Origin of the sequence: Alkalicoccus saliphilus (genome assembly GCF_003044065.1) — a bacterium.
Lineage (GTDB): Bacteria > Bacillota > Bacilli > Bacillales > Salisediminibacteriaceae > Alkalicoccus > Alkalicoccus saliphilus.
Map to the genome: position 1 here is coordinate 116,190 of NZ_PZJJ01000004.1, position 24,375 is coordinate 140,564.

At 47.4% G+C, this 24,375-nt stretch carries 18 protein-coding genes; all 18 read left to right on the forward strand.

All coding sequences use genetic code 11. From position 1 onward, the window contains the following. Nucleotides 1–329 precede the first annotated feature (329 nt). The 18 genes from dnaE to mutM all read left to right on the forward strand — a co-directional run bounded on the left by dnaE (nucleotide 330) and on the right by mutM (nucleotide 24,374). Complete coding sequence (dnaE, locus tag C6Y45_RS04200; protein WP_245922552.1) at nucleotides 330–3,653, forward strand: DNA polymerase III subunit alpha; 3,324 nt, start codon at nucleotides 330–332, stop codon at nucleotides 3,651–3,653. 117 nt (nucleotides 3,654–3,770) lie between these two features. Continuing rightward, on the forward strand, nucleotides 3,771–4,982 hold the full coding sequence (gene ystJ / locus C6Y45_RS04205) for an NADP-dependent malic enzyme (RefSeq protein WP_107583840.1): 1,212 nt from the start codon (nucleotides 3,771–3,773) through the stop codon (nucleotides 4,980–4,982). A gap of 141 nt (nucleotides 4,983–5,123) precedes the next feature. After that, nucleotides 5,124–5,786: a FadR/GntR family transcriptional regulator gene (locus C6Y45_RS04210; protein ID WP_107583774.1), complete on the forward strand. Its 663-nt coding sequence runs from the start codon at nucleotides 5,124–5,126 to the stop codon at nucleotides 5,784–5,786. Between the two features lie 103 nt (nucleotides 5,787–5,889). Next, nucleotides 5,890–6,747 carry an acetyl-CoA carboxylase, carboxyltransferase subunit beta gene (gene accD / locus C6Y45_RS04215; protein WP_107583775.1) on the forward strand — a complete coding sequence of 286 codons (858 nt, stop codon included), beginning with the start codon at nucleotides 5,890–5,892 and terminating at the stop codon, nucleotides 6,745–6,747. 3 nt (nucleotides 6,748–6,750) lie between these two features. Beyond that, the gene (gene accA, locus C6Y45_RS04220) at nucleotides 6,751–7,728 is read left to right on the forward strand and encodes an acetyl-CoA carboxylase carboxyl transferase subunit alpha (protein ID WP_107583776.1); all 978 of its coding nucleotides are present in this window, start codon (nucleotides 6,751–6,753) and stop codon (nucleotides 7,726–7,728) included. Nucleotides 7,729–7,859: 131 nt separating this feature from the next. Further along, nucleotides 7,860–8,819, forward strand: a complete 960-nt coding sequence (pfkA, locus tag C6Y45_RS04225; RefSeq protein WP_107583777.1) for a 6-phosphofructokinase — start codon at nucleotides 7,860–7,862, stop codon at nucleotides 8,817–8,819. A 91-nt stretch (nucleotides 8,820–8,910) separates the two neighbouring features. Next, entirely contained in the window at nucleotides 8,911–10,665 is a 1,755-nt protein-coding gene (pyk, locus tag C6Y45_RS04230) for a pyruvate kinase (RefSeq protein WP_107583778.1), read from the forward strand. Between the two features lie 148 nt (nucleotides 10,666–10,813). After that, complete coding sequence (locus C6Y45_RS04235) at nucleotides 10,814–11,224, forward strand: FxsA family protein (protein WP_107583779.1); 411 nt, start codon at nucleotides 10,814–10,816, stop codon at nucleotides 11,222–11,224. Between the two features lie 211 nt (nucleotides 11,225–11,435). Continuing rightward, complete coding sequence (locus C6Y45_RS04240; protein WP_107583780.1) at nucleotides 11,436–11,906, forward strand: DUF441 domain-containing protein; 471 nt, start codon at nucleotides 11,436–11,438, stop codon at nucleotides 11,904–11,906. A 270-nt stretch (nucleotides 11,907–12,176) separates the two neighbouring features. Further along, nucleotides 12,177–13,292: a citrate synthase gene (citZ, locus tag C6Y45_RS04245; protein ID WP_107583781.1), complete on the forward strand. Its 1,116-nt coding sequence runs from the start codon at nucleotides 12,177–12,179 to the stop codon at nucleotides 13,290–13,292. 102 nt (nucleotides 13,293–13,394) lie between these two features. Continuing rightward, nucleotides 13,395–14,663, forward strand: a complete 1,269-nt coding sequence (icd, locus tag C6Y45_RS04250) for an NADP-dependent isocitrate dehydrogenase (protein ID WP_107583782.1) — start codon at nucleotides 13,395–13,397, stop codon at nucleotides 14,661–14,663. A gap of 44 nt (nucleotides 14,664–14,707) precedes the next feature. After that, the gene (mdh, locus tag C6Y45_RS04255) at nucleotides 14,708–15,646 is read left to right on the forward strand and encodes a malate dehydrogenase (protein WP_107583783.1); all 939 of its coding nucleotides are present in this window, start codon (nucleotides 14,708–14,710) and stop codon (nucleotides 15,644–15,646) included. Nucleotides 15,647–15,728: 82 nt separating this feature from the next. Further along, entirely contained in the window at nucleotides 15,729–16,214 is a 486-nt protein-coding gene (locus C6Y45_RS04260; RefSeq protein WP_245922542.1) for a MaoC/PaaZ C-terminal domain-containing protein, read from the forward strand. A gap of 650 nt (nucleotides 16,215–16,864) precedes the next feature. Continuing rightward, entirely contained in the window at nucleotides 16,865–17,581 is a 717-nt protein-coding gene (locus C6Y45_RS04265) for a response regulator transcription factor (protein ID WP_107583785.1), read from the forward strand. Next, the gene (gene pnpS, locus C6Y45_RS04270; protein WP_107583786.1) at nucleotides 17,574–19,352 is read left to right on the forward strand and encodes a two-component system histidine kinase PnpS; all 1,779 of its coding nucleotides are present in this window, start codon (nucleotides 17,574–17,576) and stop codon (nucleotides 19,350–19,352) included. The genes C6Y45_RS04265 and pnpS overlap by 8 nt, the downstream gene beginning before the upstream one ends. 405 nt (nucleotides 19,353–19,757) lie before the next feature. After that, on the forward strand, nucleotides 19,758–20,678 hold the full coding sequence (locus tag C6Y45_RS04275; RefSeq protein ID WP_107583787.1) for an accessory Sec system S-layer assembly protein: 921 nt from the start codon (nucleotides 19,758–19,760) through the stop codon (nucleotides 20,676–20,678). Nucleotides 20,679–20,880: 202 nt separating this feature from the next. Beyond that, nucleotides 20,881–23,523 carry a DNA polymerase I gene (gene polA, locus C6Y45_RS04280; RefSeq protein ID WP_425427848.1) on the forward strand — a complete coding sequence of 881 codons (2,643 nt, stop codon included), beginning with the start codon at nucleotides 20,881–20,883 and terminating at the stop codon, nucleotides 23,521–23,523. 14 nt (nucleotides 23,524–23,537) lie between these two features. Next, nucleotides 23,538–24,374, forward strand: a complete 837-nt coding sequence (mutM, locus tag C6Y45_RS04285) for a DNA-formamidopyrimidine glycosylase (RefSeq protein ID WP_107583789.1) — start codon at nucleotides 23,538–23,540, stop codon at nucleotides 24,372–24,374. The last annotated feature ends 1 nt before the right edge of the window (nucleotide 24,375 follow it).

Here is a 24,375-nt window from a genome sequence, read left to right on the forward strand (position 1 = left end):
TCCATATAATAACAATTTATATGATTGTACGGAGAGTCTGTCACTTGTACTTGACGGGCTCTTTTTCGTGATCGCTATGCAGGCGACTGGAGAAAAACTTCGCTTTCAACCGGCCCGCCCGGGAAGCCTTCCCGTGGAAACGAAGGCGGCCGGTTTTTACATATCTACTTTATTTTCAAGGCAGCCTTTATGCATTGCGGGGTGGTTGATTTTCTGCAGTGTGCTTGCATTTCGTTTATTTAAACGGGAAAATATAAAAAGAAGTACATAGTTAAGAACGTTTGTTCGTGTTATGATTAAGGAAAAAGGAGGGGGAGCTATTGGGATTCGTGCATTTAAATGTCGAAAGTGAATTCAGCATGCTTGAAAGCGGAGCCAGAATATCTTCGCTTGTAAAAAAAGCATCCGAACTGGGAGCCGGCTCGCTGGCACTGACGGACAGAAACGCCATGCACGGAGCTGTGCCTTTTTATGAAGCATGCACGGCAGCCGGCATCAAGCCGATTATCGGGGTGAAGCTCGCTTTCCGAGTAAGGGAACAGGAATTTGAACTGATACTTCTCGCAGAGAATAACAACGGCTATCGATCTCTTCTTGCTCTCCTTACTCAAATGGAACTGCGCCGGGAGAGAGAGGCATTTATTACACTGGACGACCTGAAGCTTCTTTCGGATGTTTTTGTCATTGAACCAATGTACCGGGGACCGCTTCAGACGCTGCTCCTTGAAAAGGATCTTTATGCAGCAGAAGAAATTCATGAATCACTGAAGGAAGCGCTTCCGGGCCGTGTATTTATAGAAGTGCAGAACCACTTTCACCGGGAGGAAAGGGAAATACTCCTTGCTTTAAAAAGCTGGCTCCAGGGGAGAGACGAACAGCTGACCGCTTCAAATAAAGTACTTGCCGTAGAAAAGGAAGAAACCGAAGTGTGCGATCTGCTTCATTCGATAAAAGCAGGCATCCCTCTGGCAGATACGAGTTACGGAAGGTCATCAGAGTATTATTTGAAAAGCGAAGACGAGATGAAGACAGCGCTTGAAGGGTGGAGCGGAGCTTTGGAAACAGCAGAGAAGCTCGCCTCCCGCTGCAGCTGGGAACTTTCCTTTGGTGAAATGATCCTTCCGGAATACGCAAAATCAGAAGATGCTGTCCTTCTGCTCCGTCAATGGTGTCACAAAGGCGTCTACGAACGTTACGGCACTCCGGACAGGGACGTATGGGAACGGCTCGAGCACGAGCTGTCAGTCATTGAGTCCATGCAGTTTGCGGATTATTTTTTAATCGTCGCTGACTTTATGCAGTTTGCCCACAAAGAAGGCATTACCACCGGTCCGGGACGGGGGTCGGCTGCCGGTTCACTTGTAGCATACGTCCTGCGCATTACTGATGTTGATCCGCTTGCCTACGAGCTGCTGTTCGAAAGGTTTTTAAATCCGGAGCGGGTGACGATGCCGGATATTGATATAGATTTTGCAGATGCGGACAGAGACAAAGTTATACACTACGTGGCGGACAGATACGGTTCAGAGCATGTTGCCCAGATTGTTACGTTCGGGACTTTTGCGGCGAAAGCAGCAGTCCGGGACACCGGCAAAGCTCTCGGGGTGGATTCATATGAGCTGGACCGGATGGCAAAACTTATTCCCTCCAGACCTGGAACCAAAATCAGTGATGCGGAAAAAAACAGTGCTTTTACCTCGTTTATCGAAAAAAAAGAAGAGCTGCAGGAAGTGGTGCGGTGCGCCAAAATGATCGAAGGACTTCCGCGGCACAGTTCTGTTCACGCAGCAGGAATTGTGATCAGCAGAGATCCTCTTCCCGAAATTGTCCCGCTTCAGCAGGGGAATGACGGAATGCTTCTTACACAGTATCCGATGGGGGATCTTGAAAAACTCGGTCTGCTGAAAATGGATTTTCTCGGGCTCCGTAATTTGACGCTCATCGATAAAATCACGAAGCTCGCTGGTATCAGAGCAGAGGATATTCCAGAAGAGGACCATAGAGTGTTTGAACTGCTCGGCCGGGGGGATACGTCCGGAATTTTTCAGCTGGAATCCCAGGGAATGCAGAAGGTGCTGAAACAGCTTCAGCCGACGGCTTTTGAAGATATTGTAGCAGTCAACGCCCTCTACCGGCCGGGCCCGATGGAGTTTATTCCTGACTATATTGCGAGAAAACATGGGAGAAAAACGGTGGAATACGCCCATCCTGTACTTGAACCGATTTTAAAACAGACACACGGCGTCATGATTTATCAGGAGCAGATCATGCAGACAGCAGCAGCGATGGCTGGCTTCAGTCTTGGCGAAGCGGATATTCTGCGGCGGGCAGTAAGTAAAAAAAAGCGCACGGACCTGGAAAACGGCAGGATACAGTTTGTGAATGGTGCTGTTGGACGGGGATATGGGAGAGAAGAGGCAGAAAAAGTATACGACCAGATCGTAAGCTTCGCCGATTATGGATTTAACCGCAGTCATGCTGTTGCCTACAGCATGATTACTTACCGGCTGGCCTATTTAAAAGCTGTCTTTCCTGAAGCATTTTATACCGGAATGATGGAAAGTGCAGTTCATGACCAGGAGAAACTGGCCGGTATCATTCATGAAGCCCGCCTTCATGGGTTGAAAATTCTGCCGCCTTCTGTGCAGAAAAGCGGCAGTGCTTTTTCGCTTGAAGAAAACGGGATACGTCTCGGGCTGACGTCCATCCGGCATATAAATGAGCGGACAGCACAAGCTGTTGCTGAAGCAGGCATTGCAGGAGGAATACGCGATGTATTTGAACTTGCTGCCGGACTTCCGAAACATCTGCGCTCCCGAAAAACACTGGAGGCACTGACGCTGAGCGGAGCGATGGACAGTTTCGGTAAAAGCCGGGCCGAGCTTCTTGTAACGCTGGACCGGGCACTCGAGTACGCCGGACAGGAGGATCTGAAGCTGGAAAGAGGGGAAGAACTTTTTCCGGATGAAAAGACGGTCCCTGAATATGCGTATGCAAGACCGCTGCAGCGGGAAGAAGAGCTGCGTCTGGAAAAAGAAATGCTCGGATTTTATTTGAGCGGCCATCCACTGGAGGAAGCAGAAGAACTCCTGAAAAAATACAAACGTCTGACGATAGGGGAGGCATTAAAGCTTTCCGGCCGGAAAAAAATCCGGCTTGCCGGGCTGATAACAGATGTCCGGAGTGTCCAGACAAAGAAGGGGGATCAGATGGCTTTTCTGGAGCTGGAGGATGAAAGCGGCTCCGTTCCTGTCACTATTTTCCCGAAAGTGTACAAGGAGTTTCAGCTGCAGCTCGTGAAAAACGAAAAGCTGTTTATGGAAGGACATATGGAGGAATATGAAGGAGAGCAGAAAGTTATCATGGAAAAAGCTGTTCTTTTATCCTCACTTAAATCCCGGGAGGAAGCGCAGCGGGCAGAAGTGCTTTATCTTTACCTTTCTCTTGAAGCAGAGAGGAAGCATCTTGGAGAAGTCAAAAAAATACTCGAAAATACCCCGGGAGAAGTTCCGGTCGTGCTGAAATACGGGGCATCAAACAAAATTGTGAGGCTTTCTGAAATGTGGAATGTTTCCATTTCAAAGCCATTTCTTTCGAAGCTTGAAGCCATTCTCGGAAAAAATCACGTATTTTTAAGAAAGCCGAGGGTGTAACATCCGCTTGTTTTTGGTATAATAATGAATGGCAGAGGGGTGGTCAGACCACCTCTAAATCGTAAAACTTAGAGGAGAGTGGCTGGAGTGGCGACATTAAGAGAAGAAGCATTACACATGCACCGAGTGAAAAAAGGGAAAATTGAAACGAAACCGAAAGTTCCGGTTCGTAATGCTGACGACCTGTCTTTGGCCTATTCCCCGGGAGTGGCAGAACCGTGCAAAGCTATTTTTGAAGACCCGAAAACTGTGTATGATTATACAGTGAAAGGGAATATGGTAGCAGTAGTTTCAGATGGCACTGCTGTGCTCGGGCTTGGGAACATAGGTCCGGAAGCAGCGATGCCGGTTATGGAAGGAAAGGCCGTTCTTTTTAAATCTTTTGCAGGGGTGGATGCATTTCCTATCTGCTTAAATACAAATGATGTCGACGAGATCGTTAACACGGTGAAGTTGATGGAGCCGACTTTCGGCGGCGTGAATCTGGAAGATATTGCAGCACCGCGCTGCTTTGAAATCGAAGAGCGCCTGAAGCGTGAAATGAATATTCCTGTTTTTCACGATGACCAGCATGGAACAGCAATCGTTACTGCGGCCGGTCTCGTTAATGCGCTGAAACTCAGCGGCAAACTGATGAAAGATATCCGCGTAGTTATAAACGGAGCTGGAGCGGCAGGAATTGCAATTATGAAGCTTCTCAAGAGCATGGGCTGCAAAAGTATCATTCTCTGCGACTCCAAAGGGGCGATTTACGAAGGCCGTCCATACGGAATGAACGACCTGAAGCATGAAATCGCCCAGGTAACTAACTCAGAGAAACTGGAAGGAAAGCTTTCTGAAGTAATTAAAGGATCGGATGTCTTTATCGGAGTTTCCGTAGAGGGGGCTTTGAACGAAGAAATGGTTGAAAGTATGAATAATGATCCGATCATCTTTGCGATGGCAAATCCGATCCCGGAAATCATGCCTGATAAAGCAAAGAAAGCAGGAGCAAGCGTGATTGGAACCGGACGTTCGGACTTTCCAAATCAGGTAAATAACGTTCTTGCTTTCCCGGGTATTTTCCGGGGAGCGCTGGATGTATATGCAACGCATATTAATGAAGAGATGAAAGTAGCCGCTGTAGAGGCTATTGCTGAACTTGTAGGCAGCGATAATTTGAACGCGGATTACGTCATTCCAGCTCCATTTGATAAAAGGGTCGCACCAGCTGTAGCAAAAGCTGTAGCGAAAGCCGCCATGGAAACAGGAGTGGCACGTCGTCAGGTGGACGCCGAGGAAGTAGCAGAGCGGACGCGTCAAATGACAATGATTGAAGATGATGCATAAATGCGGATGCTATAAGCTGTCCTTACTGTACCGGGAAGGACAGCTTATTTAGCAGATAATCCGGCGGCAGGAAGCGGGTAATATCCCCTGAACTTCTGCCGCCGCTGGAGTTTCCAGGGGTAAAGGAGTGAACAGGCCCGCATGGCCCAAACATCAAAAGTATATGTGCGAATTCTTCAGCATATCGAAGAATTGATTACAGCAGGAGAGCTCAAGGCGGGAGATAAACTTCCTTCCGAACGGGATCTGGCCGAACAACTCGGAGTCGGACGCTCCTCTGTCCGGGAAGCGCTCCGTGCTCTGGAACTGCTGGAGTTGATTGAAACTCGTAAAGGAGAAGGGACATTTATTCAGAAGGCAGGAAGTCATCGACTGGCAGAAATACTGGCCGGTTTTTTTCTGAAAGATGCTAAAGCCCGTCGGGATCTTGCAGAAACAAGGAAAACACTGGAAGCAGATGCAGTGCGTCTTGCATGCACGAGGGCGGATGAGGAACAGCTGGAGCGCCTTAAATTTTTGCTTGAACAGTCAAAACAGCGCTGGAGTGATGGTGTGATTCCTGTGGAGGAAGACATTCAGTTTCATAAGACGCTCATGCAGATGAGCCAGAACAAACTGCTGCTTAATATATGGCGCCCTCTGGTGGAGTACAGCCGTGCAGCTTTAATCGAGTCTCTGTCCCGCGAAGGACGGATGGATCACGCATGGCATGAACACGAAGCCGTGTATCAGGCAATAGCAGCCGGTGATGAAAAGGCAGCCGTAAAAGCTATTACACTCCATCTTGATAACAGTATCTTTTAACACGCCCGCATAACTACAGGCGGGCTGCTCCCGAAGAGCGCAGCTTAACTGAACGAGGGAGCCTGCTGCAGTGAACACCCGCGAAGAATGGAGGATAAAATATATGATTCGAGATCTTTTTTCCAAAAAAAGAAGACAGGCAAAAATACCCCGCGATGAAGCAAAAAAAGAAGTCCCGGAAGGAATTATGGCCAAATGTCCGGAGTGTAAATCCATATGCTACATAAAGGAGCTCCGAAAAAATGATATGGTGTGTGAACAGTGTGGATACCATCATCGTCTGACCGCTGGGGAACGTCTGCACTGTACGATAGATGAGGACTCTTTTCAGGAAATCAATGCAGGCATGATTTCGAAGGATCCTCTGAATTTTCCGGAATACGAGGAAAAATCGAGGGAGGACAGGGAAAAAACCGGGCTTAGTGAAGCGATTGTCACCGGAACCGCAAGCATTGGCGGATACCCTGTCGTGATTGCAGTAATGGACGCCAGCTTCCGCATGGGAAGCATGGGGTCAGTTGTAGGGGAAAAAATTGTCCGGGCTGTTAATCGGGCGATAGAGGACAAAACTCCTTTTATCCTTTTTTCTGCTTCCGGAGGAGCCAGAATGCAGGAAGGAGTAGTCAGCCTGATGCAGATGGCAAAAACAAGTACCGCTCTTCGAAAGCTGCATGAGGAAAATCTTCTGTTTATCAGTGTGATGACTCATCCGACGACAGGCGGCGTATCAGCCAGCTTTGCTTCTCTCGGGGATGTCAACCTGGCAGAACCGGGTGCACTGATCGGTTTTGCGGGACGGCGTATTATTGAACAGACCATCCGTCAAAAGCTGCCGGATAACTTCCAGACAGCCGAATTCCTGATGGAACACGGACAGCTTGACCAGGTCATTCACCGTCACCATATGAAAAAAACATTAACAACGCTGACTGCCATTCATCAGCCGCAGGAGGAGGACTAACTAATGCCCGAGCAGCTGCCATTTGAAAAACCAGTCATTGAGCTGCGTTCAAAAATCGCTGAACTGAAAGAATTTACTGACGAAAAAGGGATCGATCTCTCTGGAGAAATTACTAAACTGGAAGACCGGCTGGAGCAGCTTGAAGAAGATATATACGGTAACATGAAACCTTGGGACCGTGTCCAGCTGGCCCGTCATTCCCAGCGTCCCACTACAAAAGATTATATCCATCATCTGTTTACTGATTTCTTTGAAATGCACGGAGACCGGCTCTACGGAGATGATGCGGCGATTGTCGGCGGACCGGCATTTTTCGAAGGGACCCCGGTAACTGTGATAGGCCATCAGCGGGGAAAAGATACAAAGGAAAATCTTTTCCGCAATTTCGGTATGCCGCACCCGGAAGGCTACCGGAAAGCACTCCGGCTGATGAAGCAGGCCGAAAAATTCTCCAGGCCGATTATCTGTTTTATCGATACAAAAGGTGCTTATCCAGGCAAAGCAGCAGAAGAGCGGGGGCAGAGTGAAGCTATAGCAAGAAATCTCATTGAAATGGCAGGACTCCGTACCCCGGTCATCTGTGTAGTTATCGGGGAAGGCGGAAGCGGAGGAGCACTTGCGCTCGGTGTCGGTGACCGTATTTATATGCTCGAAAACTCCACTTATTCCGTTATTTCTCCGGAAGGTGCCGCGTCTATTCTTTGGAAAGATGCAGGCGAAGCAAGGGCTGCCGCAGAAACAATGAAAATTACAGCCCCGGATCTGTTTGAACTTGGAATTATCGATGCGGTTATTCCGGAAGTGAGAGGGGGCGCCCACCGCAATGTCACCACCCAGGCGGAAAATATCCGGGAATATCTGGAAGAGGCAATCCATTCTTTGAAAAAGAAGGATAAAGAGGAGCTCGTCCAGGAAAGATATGAAAAATTTAATCGTATCGGAGAGTATACGTATGTAAACGATGCCAATACCGAAGAATAGGGATTTTTGTCGAAACACCGTCACTGTAAGGGTTTGCAGGTCGTCTGATGTCTATTGTGTTTAAAATTTGAAAGTGTTATTTTAAACTCATGTAACAATTTGATGCCATATATACGAGGTGAATGAGACAAATGAAACGTATTGGAGTATTAACCAGCGGAGGAGATGCCCCTGGAATGAACGCAGCAATCCGGGCGGTAGTCCGTAAAGCTATTTACCATAACCTGGAAGTTTACGGGATTTACTACGGATATCAAGGTTTAATCAACGGAGAAATCGAAAAGCTGGAACTGGGCTCTGTCGGTGATATTATCCACCGTGGAGGGACAATGCTCTACACAGCACGTTGTGAAGAGTTTAAAACTCCTGAAGGACAGCAGAAGGGAATTGAACAGCTTAAGAAATTCGGGATTGAAGCGCTCGTAGTTATTGGAGGGGACGGTTCCTTCCGCGGAGCTGAAAAGCTTGCAGAACAGGGATTCCCTACCATCGGAGTGCCGGGGACTATCGATAACGATATTCCTGGAACAGACTTTACGATCGGCTTTGATACGGCGCTGAATACAGTCATTAATGCAGTCGATAAAATTCGTGATACTGCAACTTCCCATGAGCGCACGTACGTAGTGGAAGTAATGGGAAGGGACGCCGGGGATCTGGCTCTCTGGGCTGGTCTTGCGGATGGTGCTGAAACAATTCTCGTACCGGAAGTTGACGAAAACATGGAAGAAATTATTAAACGTCTGAAGCGGGGGCATGCGCGCGGGAAAAAGCACAGTATCATTGTTGTAGCTGAAGGCGTTGGCTCCGGAGTGGATATCGGAAGGCAGATACAGGAGGAAACCGACCTGGAAACACGCGTCACCGTACTGGGACACGTGCAGCGCGGCGGGTCTCCAACAGGCCGTGACCGTGTGCTTGCGAGCCGTCTTGGAGCGAAAGCAGTAGAGCTCCTTCTTGCCGGAGAAGCCGGGCAGGTAGTAGGGATTGAAAACAACCAGATTGTGTATCATTCAATCGAAGAGGCCCTTGCCAAAAAACCACCATTTCAGCAGGACATGTACCAGCTTTCCAAAGAGCTGTCCATTTAAGAATAAGAGTGCTTAAGCTGGGACCCCAACTAACCGGTCCCGGCTTTTGTGCCGAATAAAGACCGACAGAACATAAAGGAGGAAATTACTAATGAGAAAGACTAAGATCGTATGTACGATAGGGCCGGCCAGTGAATCCAGGGAAAAGCTTTCCGAACTGATTGACGCCGGTATGAATGTAGCCCGACTGAATTTTTCCCACGGCGATTACGAGGAGCACGGGGCACGCATAAAAACTATCCGTGAAGCAGCGGCGGAAGCTGGAAAAACGATTGCACTGCTTCTGGACACAAAAGGGCCGGAAATCCGGACACAGACACTGGAGGGCGGTGAAGCAGAGCTGACTAAAGGCAGCACCCTCCGCGTTTCTATGAAAGAAGTTACAGGAAATAAAGATGTTATTTCCGTAACGTATCCGGATCTTATTAGCGATGTCGAACCCGGGGCGAAACTTCTTCTGGACGACGGTCTGATTGAGCTTCTTGTAACAGACAAAGCGGATGGGGAACTGATCACAGAAGTATTGAACAACGGAACGCTCAAAAATAAAAAAGGTGTTAACGTGCCAAATGTCAGTGTCAACCTTCCGGGTATTACGGAAAAAGACGCTAACGATATTGTATTTGGTATCGAACAGGACGTTGACTTTATTGCAGCTTCTTTTGTCCGCAGGGCTTCCGACGTGCTGGAAATCCGTGAACTGCTGGAAAACCACGGAGCAGAGCACATTCAAATTATCCCTAAAATTGAAAACCAGGAAGGCGTCGACAACATTGAAGAAATTCTGCAGGTTTCCGACGGTCTGATGGTAGCGCGCGGAGATCTTGGAGTGGAAATTCCTGCAGAAGAAGTTCCGCTCGTACAGAAAGATCTGATCAAACGATGCAACCGTCTCGGCAAGCCGGTAATCACCGCCACGCAGATGCTGGATTCCATGCAGCGCAACCCACGTCCGACAAGAGCTGAAGCTTCCGACGTAGCCAATGCTATCCTGGACGGAACAGACGCTATTATGCTTTCCGGCGAAACAGCTGCAGGAAGCTATCCGACAGAATCCGTACAAACGATGCAGAGCATTGCACTGCGTGCAGAAACAGCGATGAAGCATAAAGACGTCCTCCGTCGTATTTCCGAAGAAAACGAGCACACTATTACCGAAGCTATCAGCCAGTCCGTTACACACACGGCGATGAACTTGAAAGCTTCTGCTATTCTTACAGCAACCCAGAGCGGGCATACGGCACGCATGATTTCCAAATACCGTCCGGAGTCAGTCATCATTGCTGTGACGAGCAATGCGCGCGTAAGCCGCTCTCTTTCCCTCGTATGGGGTGTTCACGCCCAGATAGGTAATGACGTGAGCTCTACGGACGAGATGCTTCAGCTTTCCGTTGACGAAGCGCTCAAGTCCGGTTACGTAAAAAATGGCGATCTCGTCGTTATTACTGCCGGTGTACCAGTTGGCGAGCGTGGAACAACAAACCTGCTGAAAGTGCATGTCATTGGTGAAGTGATTGCCCAGGGGCAGGGAATCGGACGTAAAGTAGTGAAAGGGAATGTCGTTGTAGCAGACTCAAGCAAAGAAGCGCTTGAAAAAACGAAACAGGGGGACATTCTCGTAACAAACAATACGGACCGTGATATGATTGATGCATTCGAAAAAGCCGGCGCAGTCGTTACCGAGCAGGGAGGACTTACTTCCCACGCTGCGGTCGTCGGTCTGAACCTTGGAATTCCGGTTGTTGTAGGAGTGGAAGATGCCCGCAGCAAGTTTACCGACGGCGAAGAAGTAACAGTCGACGGAACGCAAGGAAAGATTTACAAAGGTTCTGCAAGTATTCTATAATAAAGGTAGAGATGACCGGCGTGAGAAAGAGAAATCTCTTTTTCACGCCTTTTTTTCAGGCACCAACAGCGAACTTTAACACAGAGTTTTTAGAAGGCAGCAACCTATTCTTCACGGACTAAAGTCATGTAATAAAGGGGAGAGATAAATGAAAAAGCTTCTGATTCTGCTGCTTATTGTCGTACCGGCATTGGAAATAGCTGTTATACTTCTGTCCTGGAATACTATAGGACTTGCACTTACCGTCCTGTTGATCATCCTTACCGGACTGCTTGGAGCGTGGCTTGCCAGAAGAGAAGGACTTCAGGCGATCCGGCGTGCCCAGCTGAAAACATCGCAGGGCCAGGTCCCCGGGGAGGAAATACTGGACGGGGTCTGTATTTTAATCGGCGGTGTTGTGCTGCTGACCCCTGGATTTATTACTGATGCACTCGGTTTCCTGCTGCTCATCCCCGCCACGAGACAGATGTTTAAAAAACTGCTGCAGCGGGCGTATGAAAAGATGGTTTACTCCGGTAACGTCTACATCGTAGACAATCAGTCAGGAAGAAGATATTAAAAGCTGGATTGGGAAAGTACCATCCGGATGCGGAAAGCCTGTCAGATAAGCTGGCAGGCTTTTCCGTTGTATTGGTGCAGTTTTTGTGGTGCTGAAATAAACATTCTATTGAGTGGATATGTGTCTACAGCTTCGGAGGAATTTTTTTCTCTCATGAGGTTTCAAAAACAACAGCTTTTTCGATGAAAAGTAAAGGAAAGGAATGGGAAAAATGAATCAGCCGATTATGTTTATGCTGCTTCTGCTGGCAGTCGGTTATTTTGCAAAAAATCAGACGTTAATGATCGCAGTCGCTGTGTTACTGCTGATATATTATTCAGGAACCGGGAATTCCGTACTCCCGTTTATTCAGTCAAAAGGTATTCAAATAGGCGTTACGATCATTACGATTGCCGTACTCGTTCCTATCATAACGGGGGAGATAGGACTGAAGGATCTGCAGGCAGCCATGGGGTCGTCCTATGCATGGATAGCTCTTGGAGCCGGAATTTTCGTGGCAGTAATTGCAGCGAACGGTATTCACCTTCTACAGAACGATCCGCATATTACCGTAGCTCTCGTTGCAGGAACTATTCTGGCGGTAGCGGTTTTCGGAGGAGTCGCAGTCGGCCCGGTTATCGGTGCAGGAATAGCCTACCTGGCTATGAAAATTGTGGAATTTTTCTCCCCGCTTGGCGGATGACCGGTGCGGGGAGCGTTTTTCTGCTGGAAAAGATTGAATCTTCTTTGGATTTCTAAATTTTAACGTTCACAAAAATTCAAATAATGGTATAATAGGAAGCGTGACATCAATACATAGAAAATCATACGCTGGTTTTCTGCGGTTAACGTTTTTCGTAACCGCTTTCTAAATGGTCGGGTTTGCCGTATGGTCTGTTCATCACATCACAATCAGCGGAGACCCGGGTATAACGGGCTTGACCCGCATTTCTGTTTGCAAAGGAGAGATAGCATGAGTACGACGAAAGGTTTAGAAGGTGTCGTTGCAGCACAGTCAAGCGTAAGCTCCATCATCGATGATGTACTGACTTACCAGGGATACAATATCGATGATCTCGCAGATAATGCAACATTTGAGGAAGTTATCTACCTTCTGTGGAATGGCCGCCTTCCGAATAAAGAAGAGCTGGAAGCCTTCACAAAAGAACTTGCCCAGGCGAGCACAGTCCCTGATGCTGTAGTTGAACAGATGAAAACGTATCCGATTGAAAAGATTCATCCGATGGCTGCACTTCGTACAGCTGTATCAAACCTTGCACTGTTTGATGAAGAAGCGGATGAAATGAGTGAAAAGGCCAATTACCGCAAAGCGGTGAAGCTTCAGGCACAAATCCCTACAATTGTAACTGCCTTTGCCCGCATTCGTCAGGGGAAAGATCCAGTTTCTCCAAAAGAAAATTTGAGCTTTGCAGCTAATTTTCTTTATATGCTTACAGGAGAAGAGCCGGATGAAATTTCCGAAAAAGCTTTTAACAAGGCGCTTGTACTTCATGCAGACCATGAACTGAATGCATCTACATTCACAGCCCGTGTCTGTGTTGCCACGCTCTCTGATGTTTATTCCGGCATTACGGCAGCAATAGGTGCTCTTAAAGGGCCGCTTCACGGTGGTGCCAACGAGCGCGTTATGGCTATGCTCAGCGAAATCGGAGAAGCTGACAAAGCGGAACAATATATTAAAGATGCTTTTGCCCGTAAAGAAAAAATCATGGGCTTTGGACACCGTGTTTATAAAGCAGGAGATCCTCGTGCGAAGCACCTGCGTGAAATGTCCCGCCAGCTTACAGAAATTACAGGAGAGTCCAAGTGGTACGACATGAGCATCAAAATCGATGAATATGTTTCCTCGGAAAAAGGACTGCTTCCGAACGTGGACTTCTATTCTGCATCTGTGTATCACAGTCTCGGAATCGAGCATGATATTTTCACGCCGATTTTTGCAGTGAGCCGTGTATCAGGCTGGCTTGCCCACATTCTTGAGCAGTACGCGGATAACCGTCTGATCCGGCCGCGTGCGGAATACACCGGTCCTGAAAAGCAGGAATGGATCCCGCTTGAAAAGCGGTAACAGCAGATGATAAAGTACAAAGGAGCTGCGGGAGTCTGCAGCTCCGCCTTTTGATGTACTTATGTGAAGCAACGAACTATATTTCTAGGAGGTTTTTGTTTTATGTCAGGTGAAAAAATTACAGTAACTAATGGTGAACTGCACGTCCCTAACAAACCGATTATTCCTTATATCGAAGGTGATGGTATTGGACCGGATATCTGGAAGGCTTCTTCCAGAGTCATTGAAGCAGCAGTGGACAAAGCATACAACGGTGAGAAAGCTATCGAGTGGAAAGAAGTACTTGCCGGTCAGAAAGCCCACGATAAGACGGGCGAATGGCTCCCGGCAGAAACTCTTGATACGATCCGTGAGTATATGATCGCTATTAAAGGTCCTCTTACAACACCTATCGGCGGCGGTTTCCGCTCCCTTAACGTAGCCCTTCGTCAGGATCTTGACCTGTATGCATGTCTTCGTCCTGTACGCTGGTATGAAGGTGTTCCATCTCCTGTAAAGCGTCCGGAAGATACGGATATGGTTATTTTCCGTGAAAACTCCGAGGACATTTACGCTGGAATCGAATTCCAGGAAGGGACTCCGGAAGTGAAAAAAGTAGTAGACTTCCTGCAGAATGAAATGGGTGCCGACAAAATCCGTTTCCCGGAAACTTCCGGTATCGGTATCAAGCCTGTTTCCCGTGAAGGTACAGAGCGTCTTGTACGTTCTGCTATCCAGTACGCGCTTGATGAAGGCCGCAAAAACGTTACCCTCGTTCATAAAGGAAACATCATGAAATTCACGGAAGGTGCTTTCAAGAACTGGGGCTACGAGCTTGCTGAGCGTGAATTCGGAGACAAAGTGTTTACGTGGGCAGAATACGACCGCATCGTAGACGACCAGGGCAAAGAAGCAGCCAACGCTGCACAGGATAAAGCAGAATCCGAAGGCAAAATCATTGTTAAAGATTCTATTGCAGATATTTTCCTTCAGCAGATTCTTACACGTCCAAAAGAATTTGACGTGGTTGCAACGATGAACCTGAACGGTGACTACGTGTCCGATGCGCTTGCTGCGCAGGTGGGTGGAATTGGTATTGCGCCGGGTGCCAACATCAACTACGATACAGGACACGCTATTTTTGAAGCAACTCACGGTACAGCACCGAAGTACGCAGGCCAGGACAAAGTAAATCCTTCTTCCGTTCTTCTGTCCGGAGTGCTTATGCTCCGTCACCTCGGCTGGGGAGAAGCGGCTGACATGATTGAAAATGCGATGGATAAAACAATCGCTGAAAAAACAGTAACTTACGACTTCGCACGTCTTATGGATGGTGCAACGGAAGTGAAATGTTCTGAATTCGGTGATGCACTGATTCGAAACCTCGGTTAATTAACAAAGCTTTCACTTAACCCGGCAAAGGAGTGTAGTCTGATATGGCAGCAATTAAACGCAGAAAAATAACAGTGGTCGGCGGTGGATTTACCGGAACAACTACAGCGCTGATGGCAGCCCAGAAGGAACTTGGGGATGTTGTACTTGTTGATATTCCGGACAATGAAGACCCGACAAAAGGCAAGGCGCTGGATATGCTGGAAGCGGGACCGGTTCAAGGTTTTGATTCCAATATTACAGGGACGTCTGATTATGCAGATACTGCCGGATCTGATGTTGTCGTCATTACTGCCGGTATTCCACGGAAGCCGGGGATGAGCCGGGACGATCTTATAAGCACGAACGCCGGAATCATGAGAAGCGTAACAAAAGAAATTGTCGCGCACTCTCCGGACTGCTTTATTATTGTTTTGACCAATCCGGTGGATGCAATGACGTATGCTGTGTATCAGGAATCCGGCTTTCCGAAAGAAAGAGTTATCGGCCAGTCCGGCGTGCTGGATACAGCCCGTTTCAACACATTCATTGCCAAGGAGCTGAACGTATCTGTGGAAGATGTGCGGGGATTTGTACTCGGAGGCCACGGAGACGACATGGTGCCGATGCTCCGCTACAGTTCTGCAGGTGGTATTCCTGTGGAGAAGCTTATTTCAAAAGACCGGCTGCAGGAAATTGTGGATCGCACGCGTAAAGGCGGCGGTGAAATCGTCGGCCTTCTCGGCTCCGGCAGTGCCTACTATGCTCCGGCAGCTTCCATTGTTCAGATGGTAGAGGCTATTGTGAAAGATAAAAAACGTATTCTTCCGGCGATTGCCTATCTCGAAGGGGAATACGGTTACAGCGACATGTATCTTGGAGTGCCGACAGTTATCGGCGGCAGCGGCATTGAAAAAGTGCTGCAGATCGATCTGACGGAAGAAGAAAAAAATCAGCTGGATAAATCAGCAGACTCCGTAAAAAAAGTAATGCAGTCCCTGTAAGATATAAAAGAAAGAAGAGCTGGGAGCTTTCTCAGCTCTTCTCTTTGTATCATATTGAAAACGGTTTCTTTTAGAGGAGGAGATGTATTTGTTTTCCAAGCGTAAAAAAATCGGTAAGACAATGAAAGAAATACAGCCCGGGAATATGTACAGCCGGGAGCATCAAATTACGGATAAGGAAATTCTTTTGTATCTCGGTTTCAGTGATGACGCCAACCCGGCTTACATTCAGCATGATTACGCCTCAAGAACTCCTTATAAACGACCGATGGTGCCGCAGCTGATGTTGACCGGCTTTCTTACGACAGCTGTTTCTATGCATCTTCCAGGACCGGGTTCGGTAATCAAAGAACAGACTATTCGATTTGAGAAGCCTGTATATCACTACAGCAAAGTCAGAATGGAAATGCAGGTTACAGCTGTGGACAGGGAAAAAGAAGAAGTTACACTGGAAGCTGAAATGACAGACGAGCTGGGGGATCGGGTGGTAACCGCACAGCTTGTCGTTTATCCGCCGTATCCATGGAAGCCGGTGACGCAGGATGAAGGAACCTTCGAAAATTTCTAATAGTGCAGCGAAGGAAATGTTAAAAATTAAAACTGTACAGTACGGGGACGTCCTGTAAGCTGGGAAACCGGATTCGTAGGGATTGAAGCCTGTTCAGACAATTCATCGTCTGAACAGGCTTTAGTTTGTTGATCAGATCTATATTTATTATTAGGCGACCTTGAAAACAGCTCGTTTATGAGAAGCAGAAATATTTCTTTTCCCATGAAAAAAACGAAGCAGATACCGGCCCGTGGAAGAAGGGAATTGGAGGATAGGCCTAGGCACACCCGGAGATCTTCTACACAGCAAGACTGCCGGTTGATAGCGAAGGTTTTCTCCAGGTATCAACAGCGAATGCTTTAACATAGCGTATTATTAAGAATAAAGTTGTTTTTTGCGACAGAGAACGCGTTTTTCTACATGGAAAACCCAATGTAGTTCTTCAGTAACAGCTGTAAATGCAGATAGAAGGAATACCTCTGAAATTTTAAAAAGCGCTGAAACATTCCCTGGAAGGCCTCGGGACAGGAAGTGTACTTTCTTCCTGCAGAATATTATCAGTCCGATAGTGTTGCCTTACGTTAAAAATGTAGTAATATGAAAGAGAGAAACAGCCCATATTACCCAGCCGGATGTGCCGGCCTGAATTGCTGCAGGGAGGAATAAACATGGTACAGAAACTTTTAGTAGTAGATGATGAAGAATCGATTCTGACACTTCTTCAATTTAATCTCGAACAGGGCGGATTTGAAGTCGTTTCGGCTGCGGATGGGAAAACAGGTCTGGACAGGGCGCTGGAAGAAAAATTTGATTTAATCATTCTTGACCTGATGCTTCCGGAGATGGATGGCCTGGAAGTATGTAAATCACTGCGGCAGAACCGGATCACCACACCTATTCTAATGCTCACGGCAAAGGACGATGAATTTGATAAAGTACTGGGGCTGGAGCTTGGGGCGGATGATTATTTGACAAAACCTTTCAGTCCGAGAGAAGTGGTTGCGCGCGTAAGGGCTATTCTGCGCCGGAGCCAGCGTGCTGAACCGGAAGAAAGTAAGGAAAAACCGATGAATAAAATCGTTATCGGAGATGTGGATATATATCCTGACAACTACGAAGTGTATTTGAAGGGACAGGCTCTGGAGCTGACACCGAAGGAATTTGAGCTGCTTCTGTACCTTATAAAGAATAAAGGCCGGGTCCTTACAAGGGACCAGCTTCTGAACTCGGTCTGGAACTACGAATTTGTCGGAGACACACGTATCGTAGACGTTCACATTAGTCACCTTCGTGAAAAAATTGAACCGACGACGAGAAAACCTGTATATATTAAAACTGTGCGTGGACTTGGGTATAAGATGGAGGATCCGGGGAAGGATGAATAGCTACCGCTTTCGTCTGATATTCCCGCTTTCACTTATCGTTCTTCTCGTCCTGGCAAGTCTTGGAGCAGTGCTCGGCCCTTTTATACAGGATTTTTATCAGGACCGGATGAATGAACGTATAGAAAAAGAAGCTTCCGTCGTCGCCTTTTCTCTGGAGCAGTCAGATACTGCTGACAGGCAGGCCGTTGAAGAAACGGTGGATGAACTGGCACAGCGGCTGGATGCCCGTATAACGATCGTTGCAGAAGACGGCGAAGTGATTGCTGAAAGTGATGCGGATGCTGAAGAAATGGATAATCACCTGGATCGTCCGGAAATTCAGGGGGCAGGTGATAATGGCAACCCTTTTGTCGTCCGTTTCAGCAGTACCGTGGATAGAGAACTGCTTTACTATGCGGAGCCGCTTGTGATCGGGGGAGAAGAAGAAGGTTTTCTACGGCTCGGGCTGGAAATGAGCGAACTGAACGATGTGTACCAGAATGTATGGATTCTACTGTTTGTTTCGTTTCTGATCGCGTTTATTATCATTCTGGCGTTTATTACGAAACTGACAAACGAAATGATTAAACCGATTGAAGATGCGAGAAGGGTGGCCAATGAGCTTGCCCGCGGTAACTTTCAGGCAAGAACGTACGAAGCACTTGATGCCGAGACAGGAGAATTAAACAGATCAATAAATGTACTGGCAGAAAATCTCAGTCAGGTAACGAAAACATATGAAAGCCAGCAGGAGCGTCTGGAAACACTAATCGAAAATATGGGCAGCGGTTTGATTCTTATTAATGAAAAGGGCGATATTACCCTGATGAACCGTTCGTCATCGGCTATTTTCGAAGCGGAAGCGGATAAATGGCTGAACAAAACGTATTATGATGTGATAGACAACAAAAAAATTATTCGGTTTGTGCAGGAACTGTTTTTGACGGAAAGACCGTTGAGGAAACAGATACGATGGTCGGAAGGGATATACATCCGTCACTTCGATGTTCACGGCGCTCCGATTATTGGACAGGATAACAAACTCAAAGGGATCGTTCTCGTATTTCATGATATTACAGAGCTTAAAAAACTGGAACAGGCCCGGAAAGACTTCGTGGCAAATGTTTCCCACGAACTGAAAACCCCGGTCACTTCTTTAAAAGGTTTTACAGAAACGCTGCTTGACGGAGCAATGAACGATGAAGAACTGCGGGAGAAGTTTTTGACCATTATTGCAAGGGAATCAGGCCGTCTGGAAGATTTGATAACGGATCTGCTGGAGCTTTCGCGGATCGAAGGGGAGCATTTTCAGCTGGACTGGCAGGAAGTGGATCTTTCAGAGCTTGTCTCAGAAGCAGTAACGATGCTTTCGGAAAAAGCTTCGGCAAAGAAGATGAACCTGAAAACGAAAGTAGACGGTGATGTCGTCATTCCGGGAGATCCTGCCCGTCTGAAACAGGTAATGATAAATTTAATCAATAATGCAGTTGTCTATACCCCGGCAGGTGGGGAAGTTATTGTAAGAATCCGCGGGCAGAAAGAAAATGTGATTATGGAAGTATCAGATACCGGAATAGGCATTTCCAAAAAAGAAATACCAAGAATATTCGAGCGTTTTTACCGGGTGGACCGGGCGAGGAGCCGAAACTCCGGAGGCACCGGGCTGGGACTGGCAATTGTAAAGCATCTGGCAGAAGCCCACCATGCTAATCTGTCAGTGGAAAGCAGGCCGGGAAAAGGCACGACATTCCGGATCGAATTCCTCCGGTTTCCTTTTGGGGAGGAAGGATAAATTTACACTTTCTTAATATGTATGTTAATCCTTCTCAACAATTGGATAGTAATATTTACAGTGTAAACCGGGTGCAGCCCGATCAGTCCCCCGGGCTGTGCTCCCCCCTTTTGTAAGAACGCCTGCTTTCCCCTGAGCGGCGTTCTTTTTTTGTCTGCCGGAGAATCAAAAAACAGGCCCGGCAGAGTATCATCGGCACCTGGGAGGCCGGGGTGGAACGAAGTTTCCTCCGGCCCACCTTAACACAGCTGGATTTATAAAATAGTCAGCCGTAATTTCTAATATTCTTCCCTGCTTCTTTTCATGATATACTAGACGGCAGAACAGGAAGAAAGATACAAAAAATCAGATGATTTACACCCCGGCACGGGGAATCCATACTATTTTTACGGAGGTTTAATCAGGATGCAGTCATTCTTCAGTAAAACAGAGCTTAACAACCTCACGATGAAAGGCCGGGAATCGTTCGTTTCTTCCCGAAAGGCCAAAAAGGAAGAAGAGGAGCCGGAAACAGAAACAGTTTCCACTGAGCTTTCCTTCCCGCCTTCCTGGGAGGTTTCCGGAGAAGAAAAAGAAGCTTTTCAAAAACTTCATGAGCAGTGTGAACCGATGACTTCGGGACAGGCAGCTATCTCAGGTATTCATATGAAAAAAACCGAAGCAGGCGACTATGCTTTCCTTGTATTTATCCGCCACACGATGGAAAAAAAATTAAAGATGAACGAAGTAACTCTTTCTATCTTCGACGAGCAGGACGAAGTGTTAGGAAGAAAAACTTTTCAGCTGGAGGATTTCGGGGAGGTTCCGCCTAATGGGAGCAGGCCCTGGGAATTTTTATTCAGTGAAAAGGACTTGTTTACCGAACAAATTCCAGAAGAAGGGTGGAAGCTTGTTTTTCAGCTGAGTCCTGTTTCGAAAACCCATTCACTTGAGCTGACGAAATCGTGGAGAAAAAGGCTGCCCCAGGAACAGCAGCGACGGCTTAGGAAAATGGTGGAAAAAGTAGGACCTCCGCGTCCGGGCCAGGTGAACTTTCTCGGGTTGAGTGCGAAAATGGTGAAGGAAAGGGAAGAGCTTCACATTTCACTTCTCATCCGGAACGGCGGCGAGAAAACGATCAATCTTGAAAAACTTCCGCTTGTTGTAGAGGACGCTTCCGGCGAAGTAATTGCCAACGGCATATTTACACTTGATCCAAAGCTGCAGGTGAAAGCTCATACCAGCACACCATGGAACTTCGTTTTTCCGAAATCAATGATTAAAAAATCGGAGCCTGATCTTTCAAAATGGAGAGCTTATCCGCCGAAAAAAAAGAAAAATCAATAAACAGGGACGCCTGTGGAAGCTGGGCATGGCATGTGTATAGTGCCGGTTCAACAATTAAATTAACACGCTGAAAAGCCTGTCAACATGACTGACAGGCTTTTCAGCGTGTTTTTGTGCAGCAGTGTCTATACTCGATAAAGGGCACTGCATGCCACAATGAAGGATTCATGATAAAATAAAAACAGTAATTTTATGAATCGGGGTGTTCAGCTTGACTAAAAAACTAGTACTCGTGGATGGTAACAGCATAGCCTACCGGGCTTTCTTTGCGCTTCCACTTCTTAACAATGAAAAAGGAGTATATACAAACGCGGTATACGGCTTCACAACAATGCTTTTAAAAGTGCTTGAAGAAGAGCAGCCAACACATATGCTTGTAGCCTTTGATGCCGGGAAGACAACCTTCCGTCATGACACATTCAAAGAATATAAAGGAACAAGGCAGAAAACGCCTCCGGAGCTCGCAGAACAGCTTCCGCTGATGAGAGATCTTCTGAAAGCATTCAATATCCCTTATGAAGAAGTGGAAAATTACGAAGCGGATGATATTATTGGCACACTGGCCGGCCTTGCAGCAGACACCGGCTGGGAAGTAAAAATTTTCACCGGGGATAAAGATCTTCTGCAGCTGATCGGGGAAAATACTGAAGTAGCTTTAACAAGGAAAGGCATAACGAACGTGGATACATATGATCTGAAAGCGCTGGATGAAAAATACGGACTGAAGCCGGAGCAGATCATTGATTTAAAAGGATTGATGGGGGACAGCTCTGATAATATTCCAGGGGTGCCCGGGGTTGGGGAAAAAACCGCACTGAAGCTCCTTGCCGCCCATGGTTCACTGGAAGGCGTATATGAAAATATTGACGCCGTTTCCGGAAAGAAGATGAAAGAAAAACTTGTTGAAAACGAAGAACAGGCGAAGATGAGCAAGAAACTGGCGACGATTTTAACAGAGGTGCCGCTTGCTTTGAAGCCGGACGAGGTGCCGCTTGGGGAAAAGGACACGGAAAAAATTCTTAAGCTGTTCCGGGAACTCGAATTTCAGTCTCTGGTCGACCGGGTCGATCCGGAAGGGAAATCCGGGGGAGAAGAGGAGCTGGACGGGATCGATGTAAAGATTGCAGAAAAGCTGGACGAATCGATGCTCATTTCTCCTTCCGCCCTTGTCATTGAATCCCTCGACGAAAATTATCACACGGCTGAAGTGATCGGTGCCGCCATCGCAAACGAAAATGGTGTGTTCTATCTGTCCCCGGAGCTGTTATGGAGCAGCCCGGAATTTAAAGAATGGGCAGCCGATGAGAAGAAGGAAAAAATAGTTTTTAATGCAAAGCGGGCAGTCGTCGGTCTTGCCTGGAAGGATATTCACCTGGAAGGCATCACGTTTGACGCGCAGATGGCTTCCTACCTGATTGACCCCGGCGCCTCCTCCCACGAAATGGCGGAAATTGCAGAAAGAAGAAAAGGCAGACAGGTCCATAGGGACGAAGCGGTCTACGGACGCGGCAAAAAGCAGCAGGTCCCGGAGGAAGAAATACTTGCCCAGCATTTAGGTCGCAAAGCAGCAGCTGTACTTGATGTGAAGCCGGATCTGGAAAAAGAACTGAAAGAAAATGAGCAGCTGGAACTTTTAACAGAGCTGGAGATGCCTCTTACGGTTATTTTAGGCAGAATGGAGCGGCACGGTGTAGCGGTGGATAAGGAAGAGCTGGCAAAACTCGGAGAAAGCCTGACAGAGCGGCTTACAGAAATCGAAAAGAAAATTCATGATCTTGCCGGCACCGATTTTAATATTAATTCACCAAAGCAGCTCGGCGAGGTACTGTTTGAAAAAATGCAGCTGCCGGCAATGAAAAAAACAAAAACCGGCTATTCCACGTCAGCAGATGTGCTTGAAAAGCTTCAGAACAAGCATGAAATCATTCCGGAGATCCTTCACTACAGACAGCTCAGCAAGCTGAATTCCACGTATATTGAAGGATTGATTAAAGCAATTCATCAAAAAACAGGTAAGATTCATACCCGCTTTAATCAGGCACTGACGCAGACAGGGAGACTGAGCTCAACAGAACCGAACCTTCAGAACATTCCGATCCGACTGGAAGAAGGCCGTCGCATCCGGCACGCTTTTATACCTTCCGAAGAGAATTCCTTTATTCTCGCGGCTGATTATTCCCAGATTGAGCTGCGGGTACTGGCGCACATTTCCCAGGATAAAAACCTGCTGGAAGCATTCCGTCACGATATGGATATTCATACGAAAACAGCGATGGACGTTTTTGAAGTGGAGAAAGAAGCGGTCACTTCGCAGATGAGACGTCAGGCGAAAGCAGTAAACTTCGGAATTGTTTATGGAATCAGTGATTACGGACTTTCCCAGAGTCTCGGAATTACGCGTAAAGAAGCGCAGTCGTTTATAGATAAATACCTGGAAAGCTATCCGGGGGTACGGGATTACATGGAGTCCATTAAGGAAGAAGCCCGCCAAAAAGGGTATGTAACAACGATTATGAACCGCCGCCGCTTTCTTCCGGAAATAACGAGCCGGAATTTCAACCAGCGCACCTTCGGGGAACGAACGGCGATGAACACACCGATACAGGGGAGTGCAGCAGACATAATCAAAAAAGCGATGGTTGATATGGATGAAGCGATGCAGAAGGCCGGGGTGGAATCAGTCATGCTTCTCCAGGTCCACGATGAGCTGATTTTTGAAGTCCCGGAAAAAGAAATAAAGCAGATGTCCAGGCTTGCCGCTGAAGTAATGGAAAATACCGTGGATCTTGATGTACCGCTGAAAGCGGATGTGGATTACGGCAAAACCTGGTACGATGCGAAATAATCTGGAGGGTCATGATGCCGGAACTGCCGGAAGTAGAAACAGTAAAAAACACGTTAAATGAACAAATAACCGGCCGGACGATAGCGGATGTGGTCATTACGCTTCCTAGAATTATTCAGCTGCCGGATGACACGGAGGAATTCCGGATGAGGCTGACCGGCCAGACATTCGAAAAGGTGGAACGACGCGGAAAATTTCTGCGTTTTCTGCTGAACGAGGATGTGATGATCTCCCATCTCCGCATGGAAGGAAAATACGGAATGTTTTCACCGGGAGATCCGGTAGGTAAACATACGCATGTCAGATTTATTTTCTCCGATGGAATGGAACTGAGATATACAGATGTCCGGCAGTTTGGCACCATGCATATTTTTGCGAGAGGCACAGAGTTTAATCATCTCCCGCTCAAGCAGCTCGGCCCTGAACCGCTGGAAAAAGCGTTCACCCCGGAAGTGTTGAAATCACGTCTGTCTTCTGTGAGAGCCGTTAAAACACAGCTTCTCGACCAGACGAAAATTGTCGGACTCGGAAATATTTATGTGGACGAAGCGCTGTTTCTCGCTGGTATTCATCCGGAAAAACCAGCCCATAAAATTACAGATGAAGAAACAGTCCGCCTTCATAAAGCTGTACAGACCACGCTTCAAAAAGCTATTGAAGCAGGAGGATCGTCTGTCAGAAGCTATGTCAGCAGTGAAGGGAAATCCGGCAGTTTCCAGGAGCAGCTCTATGTCTATGGACGCCGGGGGGAGGCATGCAGAGAATGCGGAACGGAAATTATCCGTTTTACCGTAGGAGGAAGAGGCACGCACATTTGTCCTTTATGCCAGCAGTATAAAGAGGAGGAATAGT